This window comes from Hydrotalea flava, from assembly GCF_001623405.1.
In the GTDB taxonomy this organism is placed as follows: domain Bacteria; phylum Bacteroidota; class Bacteroidia; order Chitinophagales; family Chitinophagaceae; genus Hydrotalea; species Hydrotalea flava.
Map to the genome: position 1 here is coordinate 252,408 of NZ_LUHG01000039.1, position 21,705 is coordinate 274,112.

Here is a 21,705-nt window from a genome sequence, read left to right on the forward strand (position 1 = left end):
GTTATGTTTTCAACCACTGTATAGGCCAATGATGGCGCTATTGTTAGTAAATGTATTATTTATTGCGTAAAATATATGCACTTAACTATTAACTTAGCATTACAAGATAACTACTATGCATATTATTCCACAACTTGTTTTTATACTCATACTGGCCGCAGGCATTTATCTTTTTTCTGCAAAAGCACGCTATATCAGAAAAAATATTTTAATGGGAAGAGATGAAGTACTAAACGACCGGCCTGAATTACGTTGGCGGAATGTTTTATTGCTGGCATTTGGGCAAAAAAAAATGTTTAAAAACCCCTTAGTAGCAGTAATGCATTTTATTATTTATGCAGGTTTTATCATCATCAATATTGAAGTGCTTGAAATTATATTAGATGGTATTTTAGGAACCCACCGCTTGTTTGCAGCCCCGCTTGGGCCGATGTATGCTTTATTAATTAATTTGTTTGAATGCCTTGCAGTAGGCGTTATTGTTGTTTGTGTTATTTTTTTAGTGAGAAGGAATATATTACACATTCGGCGTTTCATGAGTAAAGACCTGAATGGATGGCCCAGAAGTGATGCCAACTATATATTAATTACCGAAATTATATTAATGAGCCTGTTCCTTACCATGAATGCAACAGATACGCTTTTACAAAGCAGAGGGTATGGACATTATGCCGAACATATAACGGGTAATTTTTTGTTTTCCGAAAAGCTGCATTCCCCTTTTAACGGCTTATCTTCCGGGCAACTTGCCTTTATTGAACGTAGTGCCTGGTGGTTGCATATTGTTGGTATTATTGCATTTTTAAACTATTTGCCCTATTCTAAACATTTGCACATACTATTGGCATTCCCCAATGCATATTATGCCAGTTTAGAGCCTAAAGGCAAAATGCACAATATGCCCGACATTCAAAAAGAGGTACGGTATGCCATGCAACCGGAATTAATACCTGCCAATGCTCCGCAAGCAACAGCCCATAAATTTGGTGCCAGAGATGTGATGGATTTAAGCTGGAAAAACCTGTTAGATGCTTATGCCTGTACGGAGTGTGGCCGTTGCACTGCCGCATGCCCTGCTAATATTACCGGCAAATTACTCAGCCCCAGAATGATTATGATGAAAACCCGCGACCGTTTGGAAGAAGTGGGCCAAAAAAGAAAAGCCATGCAAAACTGGCAGGATGATGGAAAATCATTGCTGCACGATTATATTACGGAAGAAGAATTAAGAGCTTGTACAACCTGTAATGCATGTGTAGAAGAATGTCCGGTAAGTATTTCACCACTCGATATTATTTTGCAAATGAGAAGATACCTGATTATGGAAGAAAGCAATGCACCACAAGAGTGGAACAGTACATTCAGCAATATTGAAAATAATTTTGCACCCTGGAAATTTTCGCCGGAAGAAAGAGACCAATGGGCCAAAGATTAGTGTTATTATTATAATATTAAAACATAGAAGAAAACAACATTCTGTATAATTGAATCATTGCCGCAAATAAGAAAACAATACCCATAATAATGTTTAAAGTTCGGGTACCGGCATTCATTTTCTTAATCAGCCAGTTGCCACCATGCATGTAAAATGCCAGCCCGGTAATCGTTCCAATGCCACATCCAATGGTAAATACGTTTAATGAAAGCGTATTTGTTTGCAAAGCTTTTGCATTAATTAGATAGGTGCTCCATATAAACCAAAAAGGTATTTGTGCAGGATTCAAAGCACTCATACACATGCCTAATACGAAGCGGTTCAACTTATTTTGCAGTAATATGTTTTTTTCATTCGCTTTATTTTTAACTACCATTACAAAACTAATGATAGCAAATAAAAGAAAAAAAACAACTGTTAACCATCCTATAATAGTAAACAATAATTTGTGGGCATACATCCACTGTACTCCCACCAACACTAACCTTAAATAAACAATTTCAATAATTGCAACGCCAATGGCATAGCGCCAGGCATTTTTAAAACTTTCTAAAATAGCAATATGGGTAGCTGTAATGCTCATAGTACCTAATGGCAATTGACCTAAAAAACTAACAAGCCAACCCATTAAAAGTATAAATAAAAAATGCATGCAAAAAAGTTAGTACAGTAATGCTTTTTAAAGCAGTGAAAATAACATCTTTATTCAAAATACCTACTCAAAATAAATTTACAGTACATTCGTAAAAAGGTTATATATGAAGGTTTCTGTAATGGCAGATTTAGCCGCAACCGGCACCCAACCGGAAATTTTGTTTTGGGTAGGATGTTCAGGTAGTTTTGATGTTCGTGCACAAAAAATTACCCGTGCATTTGCTGCAATTTTAAATAAACTCAATATCCAATACGCTATTTTAGGAAAAGAAGAAGCCTGCACCGGCGATCCTGCCCGACGAGCCGGTAATGAATTTTTATTTCAAATGATGGCATACAATAACATTCAGGTATTAAATGGTTATGGCATCAAAAAAATTGTAACCACCTGTCCGCATTGTTTTAATATTTTAAAAAATGAATATCCTGAATTAGGCGGCCATTATGAAGTAATACATCATACCGTTTTTTTACAACAATTAATTGATGAAGGAAAAATTGTAATGAAAGAAGATGGCCCTTTTAAAGGTAAAAAAATTACTTATCACGATAGCTGTTATTTAGGCCGTGCCAATGGAATTTATGAAGCGCCTAGAAAAATTTTAGAAGCATTAGATATTGCTTTAACTGAAATGAAACGATGTGGTAGTAAGGGTTTGTGCTGTGGAGCGGGTGGTGCACAAATGTTTAAAGAAGATGAACCGGGAAATAAACGAATTAATATTGAACGCACCGAAGAAGCACTGCAAACCAATGCCAATATTATTGCAGCAGCCTGTCCATTTTGTAATACCATGATGACAGATGGTGTAAAAAACAAAGAAAAAGAAGCAGAAGTACAGGTTTTAGATATTGCCGAATTAATTGAACAATCAATGGCATAATTAAATATAGCGTAACCTGTTAATATATGTTTTATTCGTTATTCATTAAAATACACTTTCATTTTAAAAAAATTTTGTTAGCACAATCCTCTTATTTCCGTTACTGTTACTATTAGATGCAGTTTATGATATGTTGATGCATGAATGGGATACCACCACAATTTTCTCAACAGAAAATATCATTTTTAAAGCCATTGCTGCTGGTATTGGGAGCTATTTTTATGCCATACTTTCCCAAAAAGAAAAAACGTGAACGTTAAAAAAGAATACCCATGCTCAAATATGAGCAGGTTATAATAATTTTGCAGCATGAATATGCAAGTTGAAAACTTTATTCCCGCCGATTTTTCAGATAATTCAAAAGTTTGGGTATATCAATCCAGCAGATTGCTCACCATTCAGGAGGCCATGCAATTAGAACCATTGCTTTCAAATTTTACAAAGGAATGGCGCAGTCATGGTGATCCGGTTAAAGGATATGCCAATTTATTATACGGCCAGTTTATTGTATTAATGGCAGATGAAACCTATACGCAGGTGGGTGGTTGCAGCACCGATTTCAGCATGCACTTTATTCAACAAGTAGAAAAACAATTCAACATTCAATTGTTTGACCGCCAGATGCTGGCTTTTATTATTAAAGATAAAGTGGAGTTATTGCCTTATTCACAACTGGAATATGCCATACAAAATGGTTTTATCAATCAGCATACCCTTTATTTTAATAATCTGGTTGCAACCAAGAAAGAGCTGATTCAAAACTGGATAATTCCGGCAGGTAAAAGCTGGCTGGGCAAACGTTTCTTTAACCTCCAACCCGCTTCATAATGTTGTATCAGGTATATGGTATACCCAATTGTAATACCGTAAAAAAGGCATTAAACTGGCTAACAGTGCACCATGTGCCACATACCTTTCATAACTTCAAAAAAGAGGGTATCGCAGCATCCGTTTTAAAAGAATGGAGCAGTCAGGTGGGTTGGGCTGTTTTATTGAACAAACAAGGTACTACCTGGAAAAAATTAGATACATCCATACAGGAAACCATTACTACTGAACAGAAAGCCATAGCCCTCATGCAACAATCAGTCAGTATTATTAAACGACCGGTGATTGTAAAAGATGGTACCGTTGTAGTGATAGGATTCAATGAAACACTTTATCAGCAAATTTTTAATTCCAAAGCTTATTAGCACTTTTTTTCAACAAAAATGAACATAGTGTTTATTTGGCAAATAATTTATTGAATTACTTCTTCTAATTTTTGTTTCAGTTGTTCACTTCTCAGCCCTCTGGCAATGATTATTCCATTGGGATCAATCAACATATTATCTGGAATGGATTCAATATGGTATAAACGGGCAACTGCATTATTCCAAAATTGCAAATCACTTACATGTGTCCAGGTTAAACCATCATCATGAATAGCTTTTATCCAATTATCTTTTTGCTGGTCTAACGACACACCTAAAATGGTAAAATTTTTATTTTTAAATTCATTGTACACTGCAACAACGTTCGGATTCTCCATACGGCAAGGCCTGCACCAACTGGCCCAAAAATCAACCAACACGTATTTTCCTTTAAAAGATGCAAGTGATACGGGTTGATTGGCAGTATCGTTTTGTGTAAAATCAATGGCCTTAGTTCCAATTGCACCCACTTTTGCAGCTGCTACTGTTTGAGCAATTAATTTTCCATAAAAACCATCTTTGGCTGTTGGTGCCAATTGATTGTATTTATTTTCCAATTCATCCGGGCCTGAAAAAAGAGGGTTTACTGCATATACCACAAAAGCACTTACCTGTGATGCAGGTTTTTGTTTGATAAAGGTATCTACCTGCCGAATCACCATATTTTTATACACCCCAAAAGAAGTAATGAGTGAGTCACGCTTTTCGCCGGGTTTTTCGGCATTAATGGCGGTTACTAATTTGGCTAATTTTTCTTTGAGCGGATTAAATCCTTTTAAATACTGCACATAATCGTTTTGCAAAGCAGAACCTGAAAAAACCAAATCTTTTAAATGTTTTACATCGCCATTTACAAATACCTGATCATTCTGCATAAACACTTCAGGTGTTTCATTGTACCCAATAAAATTTAATTGATAGATATCGGCATTTTCAAGATCGCCTTTTAAAGTAAAACGACCATTTTTTGAATAATCTTCAGCAATTGATTTTCCTGTTGCCCCACTTACCAAAAATACCAGCGTGCTATCTTTCAAGCCTTTCACATCACCTTTCATCACAAAACCTTTTTGTGCAATAACACTAAAAGGTAACAACATAAATAAAATTAATTTTTGCATAAATGCGTTTATTTTAAAATTCAAATTAACCAACAAAAATGTATTTGAGCATTTGCATGAAATGCTTCATTTATTGTGCATGTCTTTCCTGCAACACTTTTATAACATCTTTTAACGAATAATTTTTAGCAGCCAGCAGCAGTAAATAATGAAACAGCAAATCGGCAGATTCGTTTAAAAATAGTGTTTCATTGTTGTCTTTTGCTTCTATCACCATTTCTACAGCTTCCTCGCCAACTTTTTGTGCAACTTTATTAATGCCTTTTCCTATCAATCGGGCTACATAAGATACTTCAGGTGAAGCCTGACTTCTTAAACGAATGACCTCTTCCAGATACAATAAAAAATTGTCTGAATGGTTCTTTTCACTCCAACAAGTATCGGCACCGGTATGGCAAACGGGCCCATTGGGTATTACCTTTATAAGTAAAGTATCATTATCACAATCGGGTGTAATGCTCTTTACATCCAAAAAATGGCCACTCTCCTCACCTTTTGTCCATAATCGTTGCTTACTTCTGCTATAAAATGTTACTCTTCCGGTTTGTTCTGTTTGCTGGTAGGCTGCTTCATTCATAAACCCAAGCATTAATACTTTAAGGGTGTTGTAATCCTGAATTACTGCGGGTACTAATCCATCACTGTATTTTTTAAAATCAATTTGCATGTGTAATCTATCTAAATGAATCTTATTTTTCAGTCTTTGCAAAATTACCTATAAATACCCGATTGAAAATGCAACAACTTACTTAAATGCTGTTTTAATTTAGCTTTTCCAATACATAAATAACTGAACTGCATTTCTTAACATCCTGCCACATTTTAAAAGCAGAGCGTAAACCTACCCAGCCTGCATTGATAAGGTTGGTGCTTCCATGTTTATATTTTTCGCTTAACAAAGCCACATAAAAACTATCGAAGGGCATTGACCGATATTGCTGAATTTTAAATTTGTCTTGAGCAGCCAAAACTGCCATGCTTTCCGGGGAAAAATGATACAAATGGCGCGGCACATCATAAGCTGCCCAATATTGCTGATAATAAGCTGCATCGTACGATGTATAATTTGGTACTGCAATCACTAATTTGCCATTGGCAGTTAACAACCGATGAAAAATTTGCATATATCCATTCAAATCATGAACATGTTCTAAAACATGCCAAAGCGTAATAATTTGAAAAGATGCCGGAGAAATTTGGTACAAATATTCAGGTAAATGAAAGTTGAGTTTGAATTTTGAGGCTGCAATGTTTCTGGCTCCTGTATCTACTTCAACCCCACTCACCTGCCAACCCGCCTGTTGCATAGTGAATGCAAAAGCTCCTGTACCGGCGCCAACATCTAAAATTGTTTTGGCTGCACCGGCTGATAATTGCTCTATAAAATTTCTTTTTCTTTTTAATGTAATAGAACGAACAGAATGGTACAGCTGATTGATGAACCCCTTTTTGGTATCACTATGCGAAATATAACTGTCCGATTGGTAATAGGCAACAATTGCGGAAAGATCGGGTACATCCTGTGTAAACCGGCCATTACAGTGGTTGCAATGCCAAATTGCAAACAGCTCATGCGATACGGTAAAATCTTCAGCAAAAAAGGAAGGTTGAATTGATGCATTGTTACAAATAGGACAATGGGTATAGTGTATTCTGTGGTTCATTCAATCAAAAATTACAAAAATGCAATAAATAGTGCAGCCAAACCAATCACCGTTAAAATAATGGCATAAATCCACCATTTATCTTTTGTTTCATTTTCAATAGAAGGCTCTGCCTCGGTTGCTAAAGTTTCCGCAGCAGGAATATTATCTAAAATTGAAATGGGCTTTGATGTGGAAGGAGGAACAGCAGTTGTAATATGCATGTGGCTAAACGAAATATTTTTTAATAACCCATTGTTTTGGGGAACCGGCCTGAAAAACACTTCCCCATCCGGATTGAGCAGTAAAGTACCTATACCCGGCAATAAAGCGCCACCTTGTTGCAACTGCTCTTTTAAATGATACACAAATTCAGTGAATTGTTGAATGGCCACAACTTCCGAAATATTTAATTGTTGGGTAACGGTTCGGTAAAAGGCATGATCGGCTTCCATCGTTTCGTGTACAAAACTGATTTGATGTACCGGTGGGTGTACCGTTTTTTCTTCCCAATCAACAGAAGGCGCTGTTCTTATCAATTGAAAACAACCTATGCCCGGTATGCCCAAACGTTGATGCACCATTAAATATGGGAACAAAAGTTCATTCATCTGGTTTCATTAATGGAACGAATATACGATTCCTCCCAGAACATTAAAACCCAAAACCTGATATTGATTCCAACGTTGGTATTTATTATTAAAAATATTATTGAATTGCAGCCATATATTCAGGTTTTTATGCACTGCAAATTCGGCAGCGGCATTCAAATCAATTGCAGCGGGTAATTTACGGGAGGCAAGGGAAACGGGGTCACGGTATTGTGCTCCATCCCATAAAAATAAATCAGACTTCAACGAGAAATCTTTGGTGAGTTTATAAAGTAAAGTTCCGGTAACATCTAAAGGCAATAAACCCCAGGGCTTATCATACACCTGTTGCTGGGTATATTGGGTATAATCCATCCCGGCAATAAAAGACAATTTTTCCTGATCGGTGTAAGTAATTTCGCCATGCAATTTTAAAGCCTGCAATTTTGGTTCATTCAACACCACAAACCCCTGCGATTTTCCGGCAGCAGTATCATTGGCAAATAAGGGCTGGTTATTGATTTGCAGGAAAGAAACCTTTGCCAAGTAAGCGAAATGTTTGCCTGCATTACCTTTTAATCCTGCATATTGTTCCGTGAATTTTGTATTCAATAATGCAGTGGGCTGTTCAATGAATGGATTAAAAGCAGCCAGACTCTGGTAAGTATTCTTATGAAAATATCCCTGCCATCCTGCTAATAATATCAACTGATTTTCTGCAATATTTGCCTGAAGGGTAATGTCGGGTAGCAAAGAAAACTGACTATTGTCCCAACTTGGCTGCATACCAGCTTTAATTTGCACATTGGGTACTTTAAACTCTAAAGCTGGTGCCACATAAAACAAATTATTGTTGATAGTGGTATTCGGTATTTGCAAGTGTGTAATATCGGCCAAACCTGTTACATGAAACGTAAGCAGTTTGCCCAATGTTTTACTAATGGGGGCTTTGATGATAGCATTCATTTCATTGGCCTGGCGGTTATCAAAAAAAGAGGAGAATCCTACCTCGGGATGATAAGCAATACCATAATCGTTTGGCATGGTAGTTTCCAAACCTAAATTACCACCAATGGTATTAAACTGCTGCTGCAACTGATCTTTTGTATAATTATTGCTTCCGGTAAATCCATATAAATATTGTGTACTGTTCTCAAAATAAATTTTTCCGGTTAACTGTTGCTGATGGGGTAATGCAAAAACACCATTGGCATCTATACCGCCCTTTGTAAAATTTTGATAAGGTAAATTACCTTTTGAAGAAGTATATTTTCCATGCAATAAAATGGCCGATTTTTGTCCATCGCCCAATGCAACGCCTGCTTCTGCATAAGGGGTAGCATAGTTGCCATAACCTACTTTAATATATCTGTCTTTATTCCAGTGCAGAGCAGTATCTACCATTAATGCCAGCGGTTTAATAGCTACAGGATGATAAGAGAAGGTTAAATTTTCTGCAGGAATACTATACATTAAAGGTATTATCGATACTTCAGCAGGTGCAGTTGCAGCCGTTAAATTTATTTTGGCAGCACTGCGCAAAGAGGGTTTAAAAACGGAAGTAACCACAACCACTTTAGGGGCAGTAGTATCTTGCAATGAAGCCACAGAAATTACTGTTTTTTGAGCACTTGTTACCGGTTTTACAAGGGTTTGAACAGAATGTATAACTTTTTTATGTACCGCAGTTTTTTTTGCAACGGTATGCTGCTTGCTTTTTGGTTTTTTCTGGAAAGCATGATGGCGTGAGGCCAATGCAGGTTGCAGCATACTACAAAAAACAAAGGTTGTAAATAATATATTCAAACAATATTTTTTCATCATCATTTGATTGATTAAATGCATTACTGATGGGTTTGTGGTAATTTATTTTTTGCGGCCTGAACCATTGCCAGTTTTTGTACTGCAATGTTTTTTAATGCTTCAATGGTGGCATTTTCGGCAACACTTTTAAAAGTAGCTTCAGCATTAAACAAATCATTCTCTTTAAAATATATATCGCCCAATAACAGGTAACTGTCGGTTACCCAATAATCATAAGAACCATATTTTTTAATCACTTCAAAAGCAGCTTTTTCTGCAGCCGGTAATTGATTTTGCAGGTATAATATCTGAGCAATTCTATATTGCGCTTCTGCACTGTATTCTGATTTGCCTAATTTAATAACCTGTTGGTAAGCATTTGCCGCTTCTGTTAATGAGCTATCTGCCTGAAAACTTTTAGCCACAATCATATTGGCCATCATCCGGTCATCTTCTGCAGCACCTTTTTCCTGTAGTATATCCTGCGCATTGGCTACTGCAGCTTTCCATTGTTGTAATTTATACTGGCAACGCAATAAACCACGCATAGCTTCTAATATGTTTTCCTGTTGTGTTGCAATAGACTTTAGTTGTTCATAATAAGACCCCGCTTTTGTATAATCTTTTACATCAAAATATTCAATACGGGCACATTGCAGTACACTTCTTTCTGCATAAATATTGGGAGCCTTTGCAGCTATTGCAGCATAATAAGGCAAAGCCTTTTGCGGATCTTTATTAACAAGATAAATTTCTGCTGTAAAATAATTGGCTTCAATATTATACTGTCCATCGGGAAATTTTGCCAGATAATTGGTAAACCCTTTCATTGCCGCAGGCAAATTTCCGGCATCATAAGAAAGTTGCGCTGAACGGTAGGTCAATGAATCTTCTTCACTATACGATACCGGCTTGCCGTTTTGTTTCATGAACGCAATAAAAGCATCGGGTTGGTGATTTTCTAAAAATATATTTCGAATATATTCTATTGCCTCATCACTTTCGGGAGAATTTGGATAATGAGAAACTAATTGGGTAAACTGTTGTAAAGACTGGTTGTTTTCATTTAAATTAAAGGTACAAACGCCTAATTTTAAATATACTTTAGGCCACAAGGCAGTAGCTTCATTATTTTGTAAAATAGCCTGTAAATAAGGAATGGCTTCACTAAAATTTTCAGATGCCATGTATGTGTTGGCTATTTCAAAATTTGCTTCATTCGCAAAATCAGAATTTTTATACTGCTGCACCAAACTTTGTAATAAGCTTATTTTTTCACTGCTCTTATTATAAGCCCCTGCTATAATGGCTTTTTGGTATAAGGCATAATCGGCACCCTTTGCATTGATATCTATTACTTTATCATAAATAGCCAGTGCCTGTTTGTAATTTCTATTCATAAAATAACAATCACCGGAACGGATGTAAGCATCTAATTCAATGGGTGTTGGATTGAAAGATATATTACGGGCAACCTGTTGAAAGTTACTCAGCGCTTCGCTGTACATTTCTTTTTTCAATAAAGCATAACCCAAATTATAATGTGCATTCACCGGATTTACTTCACCCAATACTACCGGATTTTTTAAATAAGCATTATCGTATTGTATAGCCTGATCAATATTTCCATTCCGATAGGCAATTTCGCCTTTCCAGAAATAAGCATATGGTAACTGCGTTTCATTATAAGGCACTTGTAAAATGCGAGTAAGCAATGCATCTGCTTTATTGGTATGCTGATCGTTCAGTAACTCTACTGCCCTTCCGTATAAAATTCGCGGATATATTTTTTTTACATTTTCTCTTTGTACAGGCAAACTTTCAAACAATAACAATGCATCTTTATAATTACTGGTATTGGCTAAAACACTTACTTCAATTTCTTTTGCTTCCTGCACATAAAGCGATGAAGGATAGTTATTGATGAAATTTTCCAGTTCGCGTTGGGCAATATCAAAATATCCCAATTCATAACTTAATTTGGCATAATTAAATATAGATACCTGTTTTTGAGTTGGATTGGAATTGTTGGTAGCACAAAATAAAAAAGCGTTTCTGGCATTGGCCTTCTGGCCTGTTTTTAAAAATGCATCGGCCAATAAATACATGCTATTTTGTGCCAGCGAATCTTCTTTACCGCCCAACTGCTTAAATCCTGGAATACTTTGCTGATAGTTTCCGGTTGCATAATAGCAGTACGACAATTCATAAACATCCTCACGATTAGGCGTTGGCGTAGCGTTAATGTAGGCTTCTAAATAAGGCCTTGCTCTCGCATAATCTTTTTTATCAAAATACAAATGCCCTATCAATTGTTTTAGCGGCAACTCGTAGTATTGATTACCGGTTAACAATGCAGCTTCAGCATACAGTAACGCTTTATCGTAATTTCCATTAAAATAATAAATTTCTGCTATATAAAATGGAACGATATTTTTATAAGTTTTATCTTTTTCAATAATGGTAAAAGCCTGTAATGCAGTACTATAATTTTTGTCATAGAAACAAATAAATCCATAATAATAATTGGCATCAATATAATTAGGGTCTGATTTTATTTGTCTGATTACATCAAATAATGGCTTGGCTTCTTTAAATTTTTGTAAAGTAAAATAAGCGTAGGCCATATGAAACTTTAAAGCAGAAATTTGGTTATTGCTTAAATTTTCGATACCTGCTTTTTGATAGTAGGTAAGTGCATCGGTATAATTTTTTTGTTGAAAGAAATATTCTGCCAAATAAAAACTCATCATTTGTACCAAAGGCGTGCCCGTTTCCAAACTAACAAATTCTATGGCCTTATTAGCTGCACCTGAACTTTTTAAGTATAATTCACAAATAATTACATAAAATTTTATTTGTTCCTGAATGGTGGCATCTATTAATGTAGCGCCATATTCGGGCTTTTGCAAATTTTTAAAAACAGGATAAGCCAAACTATATTCATCATTTTGAAAATATTCTTTAGCCTGTTTAAATTGTGTGGTGGGGTCGTTGTTCATTTTGGTAGCCTGTGCATACAAAGAAGATGCGGCTAAGCTAAACAATACAACGAAAGTATATTTTTGTATTAAACGCATATGCATGAAACGTGTATGATGAGCAAAGATTATGTTATGAATCTTAAATAAAAGTAAAATCAGCCTAAAGTTACTAACCGCATACTGTAACCAAATACCATTCCATAATTTGTGGATAAAGAGTAAAGCTTAATACCTTTACCAACAAATTTTTAAAAAAATGTACGAAAGTGTTACTCAGGTTCGGGTTAGATATGCAGAAACAGATCAAATGAATGTGGTATATCATGGAAATTATGTTCAATATTTTGAAGTGGGCAGAACAGAAAGTATTCGGCAGTTAGGATTTACCTATAAGGATATGGAAGCCATGGGTATTGTAATGCCTATTGTTGAAGTACATGCTAAGTATTTAAGACCCGCACATTATGATGACCTCCTTACCATTAAAACTATTTTAAAAGAATTACCCACAAATCATAAAATTGAATTTCATCAGGAAATTTATAACGAAAGCAATAAATTAATTACGGTAGGACGAGTTGTTTTATATTTTATCCATGCAAAAACAAAAGAAAAAACAACCATGCCCCCACATTTGTATGAAAAGTTAGCAGTATACTTTAAACAGTAACCTACACCCACCCCGGTCGTCTCAAAAAATATGCATCAGTTGTTGAAATTTTAGTGCAACATTTCTGCAAAAGGAAAATGATTGCTATTATTTTACTATTTACTGTTTTACTTTGCATGCAATTTGAAATTTATGGATACCGTTTCAGCATCGATTATTACCATTGGAGATGAATTATTGATTGGACAGGTAATTGATACCAATAGTGCCTGGATGGCGCAAGAATTAAATAAAATTGGCATTCCTGTACATCGCAGAATAGCAGTTGGTGACAATTGGGATGCTATTTGGAATGCATTGAATCAGGAAAGTGTAGCATCTACAATTGTTTTGATTACCGGTGGACTGGGGGCCACATCAGATGATATAACCAAACCCCTGCTTTGCAAATATTTTGGCGGAAAACTGATCATGCACCAACCCACATTAGAGCACGTTGCTTATTTATTTGAACATGTGTTTAAAAGGGGGCTTCCTTTGGCAGAAAGAAATATAAAACAAGCCGAAGTACCTGATAATTGTACCATCTTAAAAAATGAGCTGGGAACGGCACCCGGTATGCTTTTTGAAAAAAATGGATGTTTGTTTTTTTCCTTACCCGGCGTTCCGCACGAAATGCAGGGATTAATGAAGCAGGAAGTAATTCCTTTACTGCAAAAACGCTTCACTACGGGTTGTATTGAACATCGTACACTTTTAACAGCCGGAATTGGTGAATCGATGCTGGCAGATCGGTTGGTTGATTTTGAAGCGGCATTACCCAAAAACATTTCATTAGCTTATTTGCCCAATTTTGGAATGGTACGTTTACGTTTAACAATGTTTGGCAACCACCATGATGAGGTGAATCTATCTATTAACAAACAGTTTGCAGCCTTGAAATTGCTGGTAAAAGATGTGTTAATTACAGATAAGGATGAACCATTAGAGGCTGTTATTGGCCATTTATTAACCGAACAAAAGAAAACCATTGCAACTGCCGAAAGCTGCACCGGTGGATACATAGCGCATTTAATTACATCCATTGCAGGCTCATCTGCCTATTATGAAGGCAGTGTAATCAGTTATTCGTACGAAGTAAAAGAGAAAGTACTGCAGGTTAAAAAAGAAACCCTAGAAAAATATGGAGCAGTGAGTGAACAGGTGGTTACGGAAATGGTTAAAAATGTACTTGCACTCATGCAAACAGACTACGCCATTGCAGTGAGTGGTATCATGGGGCCAGCCGGCGGCACTCCCGATAAACCGGTGGGTACCGTTTGGATGGCTGTGGCCGGCAAAGAACGGTTGATTACTAAAAAAATGTATTTCAGGTTTAACCGGCAGCGCAATATTCAACTTACTGCTGCCAATACTTTGCTTTTAATGCGACAATTAATGGTTGAATAATGATGAAGCAACGTTATTAAATTATTGGCATCTGTCAAAAAACCTTCGTATGTACCATTGTAAAATACTATTTTTGACGCGAATTAATGTATATTGAAATTTATAGGGTTGCTGCCATTAATCATACAAAATAATTTTTTCAGGAACACCCTTTCACAAAAAAAACAATTTTATGGCCTTAGCAGATTTAGTGATGCCCAAAATGGGTGAAAGTATTATGGAAGCCACCATTTTACGCTGGCATAAAAAAGCAGGTGATTTTGTGCAACAGGATGAAACCATCTTAGATATTGCCACAGACAAGGTTGATAGTGAAGTGCCCAGTACTGTATCGGGCATTATTAAAGAAATTTTATACAATGTAAATGATGTGGTACCGGTAGGGGCTGTATTAGCTAAAATTGAAGTGGCCGATACTGCCGGCAGTGAACCTCAAAAACCGGAAACAGGAACGATGCAGGTTACAGCCAATGGTATTTACAAACCTTTAGAACCGGCTTTATCAGAAGAACCTATCACTGTACCCTATACGCCTGCTGCAGTTTCATCTGCTGCAACCGGCGGAAATAATAGGTTTTATTCACCATTGGTATTAAATATTGCCAACAGTGAAGGTATTAGTATGGCTGAATTAGAAAATATTCCCGGAACAGGTGCAGAAGGCAGGGTTTCAAAAAAAGATATTTTACAATATCTGGCCGATAAAAAATCAGGCAAAATAGCAGCACCAACAACTGCTGCACCAATGCCTGTTAAAACAATTGTACAGGAAAATGTTCAACCCAATACAAATACAACAGCAACTACCCAAGTGGAGATAGCACCGCAACAAAATGTTGAAATAATTGAAATGGACAGAATGCGGAAACTCATTGCCAAACACATGGTTGACAGCAAGCATATTAGTCCGCATGTTACCAGTTTTACAGAAGCAGATGTTACCAACATGGTGCTATGGCGCAATAAAATAAAAAACAATTTCGAAAAGGTAGAAGGTACCAAAATTACTTTTACCCCTATGTTTATAGAGTGTATTGTAAAAGTGCTGAAACGTTTTCCCATTATCAATAGTTCAGTAGATGGTGATAAAATCATCATTAAAAACTATTTTAATATTGGAATGGCTACTGCCCTACCCAACGGAAATCTGATAGTGCCGGTTATTAAAAATGCCGAGAACCTAAGTTTGGTTAGCTTAACCAAAACCGTCAACAATTTAGCCGAAAATGCCAGGCATAATAAACTAAAACCCGATGATACGCAGGGTGGCACCTTTACCTTAACCAATGTAGGCACATTTGGCAGTTTAATGGGTACGCCCATCATCAGTCAGCCGCAGGTTGCTATTATGGCTGTTGGTACCATTAAAAAAAGGCCGGTAGTAATAGAAACCGAAAAAGGTGATTATATTGGTATTCGCCACATGATGTATTTATCTATGAGCTACGATCATCGCATTATTGATGGAAGTATTGGCGCCAGTTTTTTACACGAAGTAGCCAAAGAGTTCGAAGCCTGGGATGTTCATCGCGAATTAAAACTGGTGGTTCAGGAACATTATATTGATTAATTTTTTATAACAAGTTATTATACCAAGCGAGGCTGCCCCATTCCGAAACAGCCTCGTTTTTGTTAGGTTTAAAATGAAATAGAATTAGTTGGTTTCCAATCCCCAATCTCTTCCTTTTAAAACGGCGGGTACACCTTCTGTTAACCATTTTACAGGCTTATCGCCTTTCAATTGCCAGTCAAAAAATTGTTGTTCTCTTATTTGAATATCTTTTCTGTTTCGGCGTTCTACTAAATTATGTGCTTCACCATTATACACCAATAACCAAACCGGTTTATTCAATCGCCGCATGGCGGTATAAAACTCAATGCCTTGGTACCAAGGTACGGCACCATCTGCATCATTACTCATAATGACCAACGGAGTTTGAATTTTTTTGAGGTGAAATAATGGCGAATTTTCTATATACAAATCGGGCCTTTGCCAAATATCAGCCCCAATTCTGCTCTGTGTTTTTTCATATTGAAATTGGCGGTTTACACCTGTTTCCCACCGAATACCACCATAAGCACTAAACATGTTGACAACTGGAGCACCGGCCCATGCTGCTTTAAAAAGATTGATTCTGGTAATTACATATGCGGTTTGATAGCCTCCCCAGCTTTGCCCCTGAATTCCTATTTTAGTACTGTCTACAAATCCTGATTTTACTACAGCCCTTGCACCGCTTACAATATAATCGTATGCACTCTCGCCGGGATGCCCTTTTCTATACCAAATATCAGGCACAAAAACCACATAACCCCTGCTTACAAAAAATGAAATATTTAAACGGGATGGCGTTGGTGCAGGTGGAATGTAATTATATAATGTTTGATTGTTGCGTTCATAGAAATAAACAATCATGGGATATTTTTTTGTACTATCAAAATTCTCAGGTTTATAAAGAATTCCTTCTGCCATTTTACCATCATAAGCTTTCCATTTAAACAGGTGTGCAGTTCCCCAGTTATATTGCTGTTGCTGCAGATTGAGTTCAGTTAACTGAACAGGCAAAGATTTTAACTGATAAGATTTTGGCTCATTGAGAATAAACACATTCGGACTGTTGGTATAATCTTCCATCGTGAAGAGTAAGGAATGCAAATTTTTATCGGGTTCTACCCCATTAATGGATTTGGGAACAATTAGAACTATTTCATTTTTACGCTGCATAGTGGCATTAGATGGAGCACCAGGAAATGAAAGTGTAAAACCGCTATATTTATTTTGTTCATTGAATACTTTTAACCATGCCGGTTGATTTGAAACAATAAAAGGTTGATCTTTTATGGCAATATAGCGGTATTGGGTTTTTGTACCTCTTCCATTGGTGATTTGAATTGAACGAGCTTTTCCCATCGGATCTACCTGCCAAATATCAAAACGATCATACAACCAAATAAATTGATCATTTTCTGTAAACCCGGCTACACCATAATTATAGGCATCATCCGGCATATCATTGGTTTCATCGTAAAGTGAAACATTAATATCTTTCCCAACGGTATAGTATTGCTGTGTTTCAGCATTGTAGCAGCTGTATTTTTTCAAAATTTCATTATATACCAAAAGAAATTGACCATTTACAGACGGATACATACGCATTTTAATATTAGAAACAATTTTATTTCGATGGCCGTTATCGGGATTGATGACATAAACATCTTTAAAAGTAAATCCCTGCCATTGTTTTTGTACGCGTTTGCCGGTATCGGTATATGCATAAAAATAGCGGCCATCACTCTTTTGGGTCTCCATTACATTTTCAAAAATTGTATTGGCCAATTGTACAACAGTATCTGCCGTAAAATCGTATCGGGCTAAATAATTTTTGTGCAGTGTTCTTTCTAAATTTTTTAATTGCACCGGCATAATATCTTCATCGGCATAATGCCAAATATCCAATCCTGCCTGCTCAAATGCAGGTGTGGCGGTATCTTTAGGAGGTAGTATGGGTGCAGTTCCAAAAAACAAACGTTTACCCGACTCGCTAAAATGATTGTTACCATATTGGCTTACTGCCCAATTTTTTTGAACACCTTTTGTGTATCGATGAACAATTAACCGGGCACTGTCATCTCCATTTTTATAATAGTACAGGTTAAAAAAACGCTGTAATGCTTTACTACTGCTGTCTTTTTCGGCAACAAATGCCAATTGGGTGTCTTGATCATCAATTGTTAAGCCATTTGTTTCATGCAGGTGTTGTGCAATGCTGTTACTTTGTCTGGATGTAGTTTGATACCAATACACAGCAAAATTTTCAGGAGCCATCCAATGGTCATATGCAATGGTGTTACCTGATTTAGAAAGTTGTACATGTTGAACTTTTGGTATAGCCTGCGGCTGCATATCGGGTAAATGAAAAATATATAAATCAGTTTTTACACCCGGCTCATTCATTTTATTACCATTCTCTGAAGTTTTGGCAGAATAGGTATTGAAATATTGAAAGCCCTTCTCCTCTAAAAGCTGAACCTGTTTTTTTAGGCTGTCTTCTAATTTTTGTGTACCATTTAACTTCTTTTTTAATTGCATTAAAACGGTTGTAGAATCTGAGGCAACAGGTTCATGCGCAGGCATATTTTCTTTCAAACAAACCAATATACCATTGCCTTTTTCAGGCAACATAAATGTTTGCACAGCGGCTATTTTTGTTACCTGACCGGAAAGTATATTAATAATGGCCATACTGTCTTTAGGCATATTTTCCGGTTTTGCTTTTTGAATTTTTGCCTGTCGGGTTTGCTGAAATAATGGTTTAATTTTACATATCACAAAGGCAGCATCGTTGGAAATTTTGGGCTGATAGCCTCGGGGAATTATGGCTACGGTATCCCAGGTGTTTCTATCCTGAATCAATCTTCTTATCCATAAAGTACCGTCACCTTCTTGTGGCACAATGGTGTATACCACTAATTGCCCATTATTACTGATTTGTTTTTCTTCAATGCTTTGCCATTCATCGTACACTGAATGGTTTAATTCTTTTTTTTGAGCAGAAATGGTTAAAACAATCATGACTGAACAGCAAAGGAATAAATATTTTCTCATATACATTTCTTTCAATGATTGCTAAGATAAATATATACTCTTAAAGCGAAAGGAAGAATGATGAATGGCTTAAGGCAGTTGCTCAATTGCAATAGTATTAGAAGATGCGTTCAATGAATGTTGAATCAATATGCTGAATCAATATGACCTGCCATTTACAATTCTGCGCATTTGTATACCAACAGAAAGTGCAATACAGGCCATCCCTACATAAAAAGTATTTTGTAAATACCGGTTTTCATGAAATACCAGAAAGGCCAGTAAAATACCATAAACAGGTTCCAGATTTAGCGTTAAATTTTGCGTAAAAGCCGATACATTGTGTAAAGCTTTCAACATTAGTTCCATGGCCAACACGGTGCAAAACCAAGCTAAAATAAGTAGCCAAAACACATCGGTTAATGAAGGTATCCATTTTGCGTCAGGAAAATGCACTATATAAGCGGGTAATAAGCATGTTAAAAACAAAAATCCACCACCCATTTCAAATAACATAATGGTTTGAGGGGGAGCAGTAGCTATATTTTTTTTATTCAGCACTGAAAATAAAGCAGCAATAATGGCAGAACCCAAACCAAATAAAATACCGGTTCGGTATCTGATATCAAATTGAAAAATGATATAAATTCCTAATAAACTTAATATGCCCAACAGTAATTCAGCTTTTCGCCAAGGGGTACTATTCAACAAAGGTTCAAGCAGTGCTGTAAATAGTGAAGTAGCAGCAAAACAAACCAATCCGATGGATACATTGGCGAATTTGATACTGGCATAAAAAAATACCCAGTGCAAGGCTATTAATATGCCAATGCTGAGAAGCAACATTATTTTTCGAAAGCCTAGTTCCAGTTTTTGTTTTTGAATTATAAGAATCAATAGCAGGGTAATGAATGTTATACCCATTCTGTACCAAACAAGCGGTAATTCATTTAATTGAATTAACACCCCCAAAACACCTGTGAAGCCGGCTAATAGAACAGATATATGCAGTTGAATAAGCGATTGCTTCATGTGCCAATGAAAAAATAAATAGAAAATATATTAATTAGTGAATATCTGTAACCTGTTTCGCTATGTCGGTTGATGAAATGGCAGCCACTTTTTTACGGTAATTTTTAAACATGCTAAGCCATTGAATTTTAATAACACCAAATACTCCTTCCTTTAAAATGCCTTTACTCATTTTACTGACGCCAATTTTTCGGTCGATAAAAGTAATAGGTATTTCTTTGATGGTAAATCCCAGTTTCCATGCTGCAAATTTCATTTCTATTTGAAAGGCATACCCAACAAATGTGATAGCATCAAAATTAATGGTTTGCAATACTTTTCTTTTATAACAGATAAAGCCTGCCGTTGGGTCTTTAACCGGCATAAAAGTAATGAGCCTTGTATAAATTGCACCACCTTTTGAATAGATGTGTCTGTCTAATGGCCAATTTTCAACCTTTCCGCCTTTTGTATAACGGCTGCCAATTGCCACATCAGCACCATTGAATTTACAGGCTTGATACAACCGTTCCAAATCGGCAGGATTGTGAGAGAAATCCGCATCCATTTCAAAAATAAATTGATACCCGTTTGCCAATGCCCATCTAAAACCATGAATATATGCGGTACCTAATCCTAATTTACCCTTTCGTTCTTCTAAAAATAAAGCACCGGGATATTTTGAAAAAAGATTTTTTACTGCATTTGCAGTTCCATCAGGCGAGCCATCATCAATCACCAATACATGATAGTTTTGGTTTAAAGCAAAAACAGTTTCAACAATTGAAACAATATTTTCAACTTCATTGTAAGTGGGTATAATAACGATTTTTTCCAACTGTATGAATACTTAAACCTGAAAATACAAAGTTCCTGCAAATATGAAGTGAAATGATTTACTAATTTTTATAAATACTGGCATTTTTAATTTTTATCCTTTTTTAAGTAAGTTCTATTGAGTATTTCGGTAAACTTTTGCTTGGTATTCATCGGAAAATCGCCTTTCATCATCCAATCGTAATACTGTGGTTCTTCTTTTAGTACCTGTGTTACCGGTTTACCTTTGTGTTTGCCAAAATTGAATACTTCCACTCCATTCACTTTAATAAATCTACGTGCAAAATCTACCATATCATCTTCACCTGAAAACTTTGCTAATTCATCGGTAGTTTTACCAATATCCGGATAACGTTCTACCTGTGCCTCCAAAATTTCCCAGGTTGCCATTGCATCCACTTCGGCACCATGAGCGCCATCTAATTGTTTATTGCAGTAAAATTTATACGCTGCACTCAGGGTTCTTTGTTCTTTTAAATGAAATATTTTTTGAACATCAATAAACTTTCTTCCTTCAATTGAAAAGTCAAGCCCCGACCGTGAAAATTCTTCAATTAGCATAGGTATATCAAACCGGTTGCTATTATAGCCACATAAATCGGCATTGCCAATAAATTGTTTTATTTCGTTGGCTACCTGTTTAAAAGTTGGTGCATCTTTTACCATTTCATCTGTAATGCCATGCACATCTGATGCGCCTTTTGGAATGGGCATTCCCGGATTGATGAGTTTACGTTTCACCTGCCGGGTACCATCGGGCATTATTTTAACAATGGCAATTTCTACAATTTTATCGGTGCCAATATTAATACCGGTTGTTTCTAAATCAATGGTAGCAACGGGTTTGTTCAATTGAATGTTCATAAATAACGTTTAAAACTGCAAAGAAAAGAATTGATTGTAAAC

The 21,705-nt window shown here is 36.2% G+C and carries 18 protein-coding genes; 7 read left to right on the plus strand and 11 right to left on the minus strand.

Going from position 1 to position 21,705, the window contains the following annotated elements; translation table 11 throughout:
* Positions 1 to 115 precede the first annotated feature (115 nt).
* Positions 116 to 1,435 (plus strand): (Fe-S)-binding protein, encoded by a 1,320-nt coding sequence (locus A0F92_RS03030; protein WP_068241500.1) that lies wholly within the window; start codon positions 116 to 118, stop codon positions 1,433 to 1,435.
* Positions 1,436 to 1,451: 16 nt separating this feature from the next.
* Here A0F92_RS03030 and A0F92_RS03035 read toward each other — a convergent pair whose 3' ends face one another.
* Positions 1,452 to 2,087 carry a LysE family transporter gene (locus A0F92_RS03035; RefSeq protein ID WP_068241502.1) on the minus strand — a complete coding sequence of 212 codons (636 nt, stop codon included), beginning with the start codon at positions 2,085 to 2,087 and terminating at the stop codon, positions 1,452 to 1,454.
* 106 nt (positions 2,088 to 2,193) lie between these two features.
* On the opposite strand from A0F92_RS03035, the gene A0F92_RS03040 reads away from it, so the two are divergent.
* The 3 genes from A0F92_RS03040 (at position 2,194) to A0F92_RS03050 (ending at position 4,166) form a co-directional block, all read left to right on the plus strand.
* Positions 2,194 to 2,973 (plus strand): (Fe-S)-binding protein, encoded by a 780-nt coding sequence (locus A0F92_RS03040; protein WP_068241504.1) that lies wholly within the window; start codon positions 2,194 to 2,196, stop codon positions 2,971 to 2,973.
* Positions 2,974 to 3,282: 309 nt separating this feature from the next.
* Entirely contained in the window at positions 3,283 to 3,801 is a 519-nt protein-coding gene (locus A0F92_RS03045; protein ID WP_068241506.1) for a hypothetical protein, read from the plus strand.
* Positions 3,801 to 4,166, plus strand: a complete 366-nt coding sequence (locus tag A0F92_RS03050) for a Spx/MgsR family RNA polymerase-binding regulatory protein (RefSeq protein WP_068241509.1) — start codon at positions 3,801 to 3,803, stop codon at positions 4,164 to 4,166. Before A0F92_RS03045 ends, A0F92_RS03050 begins: the two co-directional genes overlap by 1 nt.
* 47 nt (positions 4,167 to 4,213) lie before the next feature.
* Here A0F92_RS03050 and A0F92_RS03055 read toward each other — a convergent pair whose 3' ends face one another.
* The 6 genes from A0F92_RS03055 to A0F92_RS03080 form a co-directional block, all read right to left on the minus strand.
* A complete protein-coding gene (locus A0F92_RS03055; RefSeq protein ID WP_068241625.1) occupies positions 4,214 to 5,287 on the minus strand; it encodes a TlpA disulfide reductase family protein in 1,074 nt (357 codons plus the stop codon).
* Positions 5,288 to 5,357: 70 nt separating this feature from the next.
* Positions 5,358 to 5,996 (minus strand): bifunctional phosphoribosyl-AMP cyclohydrolase/phosphoribosyl-ATP diphosphatase HisIE, encoded by a 639-nt coding sequence (gene hisIE / locus A0F92_RS03060; protein ID WP_253810103.1) that lies wholly within the window; start codon positions 5,994 to 5,996, stop codon positions 5,358 to 5,360.
* Between the two features lie 52 nt (positions 5,997 to 6,048).
* Complete coding sequence (locus tag A0F92_RS03065; protein ID WP_068241512.1) at positions 6,049 to 6,951, minus strand: class I SAM-dependent methyltransferase; 903 nt, start codon at positions 6,949 to 6,951, stop codon at positions 6,049 to 6,051.
* Between the two features lie 11 nt (positions 6,952 to 6,962).
* Entirely contained in the window at positions 6,963 to 7,541 is a 579-nt protein-coding gene (locus tag A0F92_RS03070) for a hypothetical protein (RefSeq protein WP_167516770.1), read from the minus strand.
* 9 nt (positions 7,542 to 7,550) lie between these two features.
* Positions 7,551 to 9,326 (minus strand): TonB-dependent receptor, encoded by a 1,776-nt coding sequence (locus A0F92_RS03075; RefSeq protein ID WP_167516771.1) that lies wholly within the window; start codon positions 9,324 to 9,326, stop codon positions 7,551 to 7,553.
* A 38-nt stretch (positions 9,327 to 9,364) separates the two neighbouring features.
* The gene (locus A0F92_RS03080) at positions 9,365 to 12,403 is read right to left on the minus strand and encodes a tetratricopeptide repeat protein (protein ID WP_068241519.1); all 3,039 of its coding nucleotides are present in this window, start codon (positions 12,401 to 12,403) and stop codon (positions 9,365 to 9,367) included.
* A 160-nt stretch (positions 12,404 to 12,563) separates the two neighbouring features.
* Between A0F92_RS03080 and A0F92_RS03085 the strand changes: the two genes are divergently transcribed.
* From A0F92_RS03085 to A0F92_RS03095, 3 genes are all read left to right on the plus strand, one after another.
* On the plus strand, positions 12,564 to 12,977 hold the full coding sequence (locus A0F92_RS03085) for an acyl-CoA thioesterase (RefSeq protein ID WP_068241521.1): 414 nt from the start codon (positions 12,564 to 12,566) through the stop codon (positions 12,975 to 12,977).
* Between the two features lie 132 nt (positions 12,978 to 13,109).
* Complete coding sequence (locus A0F92_RS03090; protein ID WP_068241523.1) at positions 13,110 to 14,366, plus strand: CinA family nicotinamide mononucleotide deamidase-related protein; 1,257 nt, start codon at positions 13,110 to 13,112, stop codon at positions 14,364 to 14,366.
* 172 nt (positions 14,367 to 14,538) lie between these two features.
* Positions 14,539 to 15,936 (plus strand): dihydrolipoamide acetyltransferase family protein, encoded by a 1,398-nt coding sequence (locus A0F92_RS03095; RefSeq protein ID WP_068241524.1) that lies wholly within the window; start codon positions 14,539 to 14,541, stop codon positions 15,934 to 15,936.
* Positions 15,937 to 16,020: 84 nt separating this feature from the next.
* Here the strand turns inward: A0F92_RS03095 and A0F92_RS03100 are convergent, their stop codons facing one another.
* From A0F92_RS03100 to A0F92_RS03115, 4 genes are all read right to left on the minus strand, one after another.
* Positions 16,021 to 18,972: an alpha/beta hydrolase family protein gene (locus A0F92_RS03100; protein WP_068241630.1), complete on the minus strand. Its 2,952-nt coding sequence runs from the start codon at positions 18,970 to 18,972 to the stop codon at positions 16,021 to 16,023.
* A 138-nt stretch (positions 18,973 to 19,110) separates the two neighbouring features.
* Entirely contained in the window at positions 19,111 to 19,983 is an 873-nt protein-coding gene (locus A0F92_RS03105) for a DMT family transporter (protein ID WP_068241526.1), read from the minus strand.
* Between the two features lie 34 nt (positions 19,984 to 20,017).
* Positions 20,018 to 20,800 carry a polyprenol monophosphomannose synthase gene (locus A0F92_RS03110; protein WP_068241528.1) on the minus strand — a complete coding sequence of 261 codons (783 nt, stop codon included), beginning with the start codon at positions 20,798 to 20,800 and terminating at the stop codon, positions 20,018 to 20,020.
* A gap of 86 nt (positions 20,801 to 20,886) precedes the next feature.
* Positions 20,887 to 21,663 carry a 3'-5' exonuclease gene (locus tag A0F92_RS03115; protein ID WP_068241529.1) on the minus strand — a complete coding sequence of 259 codons (777 nt, stop codon included), beginning with the start codon at positions 21,661 to 21,663 and terminating at the stop codon, positions 20,887 to 20,889.
* Positions 21,664 to 21,705: the final 42 nt, after the last annotated feature.

What these genes read in the sequence shown, in the direction of transcription:
- A0F92_RS03030 (WP_068241500.1), top strand. Translation starts at nt 116, where the DNA reads ATGCATATTATTCCACAACTTGTTTTTATACTCATACTGGCCGCAGGC.
- A0F92_RS03035 (WP_068241502.1), bottom strand. Translation starts at nt 2,087, where the DNA reads ATGCATTTTTTATTTATACTTTTAATGGGTTGGCTTGTTAGTTTTTTA.
- A0F92_RS03040 (WP_068241504.1), top strand. Translation starts at nt 2,194, where the DNA reads ATGAAGGTTTCTGTAATGGCAGATTTAGCCGCAACCGGCACCCAACCG.
- A0F92_RS03045 (WP_068241506.1), top strand. Translation starts at nt 3,283, where the DNA reads ATGAATATGCAAGTTGAAAACTTTATTCCCGCCGATTTTTCAGATAAT.
- A0F92_RS03050 (WP_068241509.1), top strand. Translation starts at nt 3,801, where the DNA reads ATGTTGTATCAGGTATATGGTATACCCAATTGTAATACCGTAAAAAAG.
- A0F92_RS03055 (WP_068241625.1), bottom strand. Translation starts at nt 5,287, where the DNA reads ATGCAAAAATTAATTTTATTTATGTTGTTACCTTTTAGTGTTATTGCA.
- A0F92_RS03065 (WP_068241512.1), bottom strand. Translation starts at nt 6,951, where the DNA reads ATGAACCACAGAATACACTATACCCATTGTCCTATTTGTAACAATGCA.
- A0F92_RS03070 (WP_167516770.1), bottom strand. Translation starts at nt 7,541, where the DNA reads ATGAATGAACTTTTGTTCCCATATTTAATGGTGCATCAACGTTTGGGC.
- A0F92_RS03080 (WP_068241519.1), bottom strand. Translation starts at nt 12,403, where the DNA reads ATGCGTTTAATACAAAAATATACTTTCGTTGTATTGTTTAGCTTAGCC.
- A0F92_RS03085 (WP_068241521.1), top strand. Translation starts at nt 12,564, where the DNA reads ATGTACGAAAGTGTTACTCAGGTTCGGGTTAGATATGCAGAAACAGAT.
- A0F92_RS03090 (WP_068241523.1), top strand. Translation starts at nt 13,110, where the DNA reads ATGGATACCGTTTCAGCATCGATTATTACCATTGGAGATGAATTATTG.
- A0F92_RS03095 (WP_068241524.1), top strand. Translation starts at nt 14,539, where the DNA reads ATGGCCTTAGCAGATTTAGTGATGCCCAAAATGGGTGAAAGTATTATG.
- A0F92_RS03100 (WP_068241630.1), bottom strand. Translation starts at nt 18,972, where the DNA reads ATGAGAAAATATTTATTCCTTTGCTGTTCAGTCATGATTGTTTTAACC.
- A0F92_RS03105 (WP_068241526.1), bottom strand. Translation starts at nt 19,983, where the DNA reads ATGAAGCAATCGCTTATTCAACTGCATATATCTGTTCTATTAGCCGGC.
- A0F92_RS03115 (WP_068241529.1), bottom strand. Translation starts at nt 21,663, where the DNA reads ATGAACATTCAATTGAACAAACCCGTTGCTACCATTGATTTAGAAACA.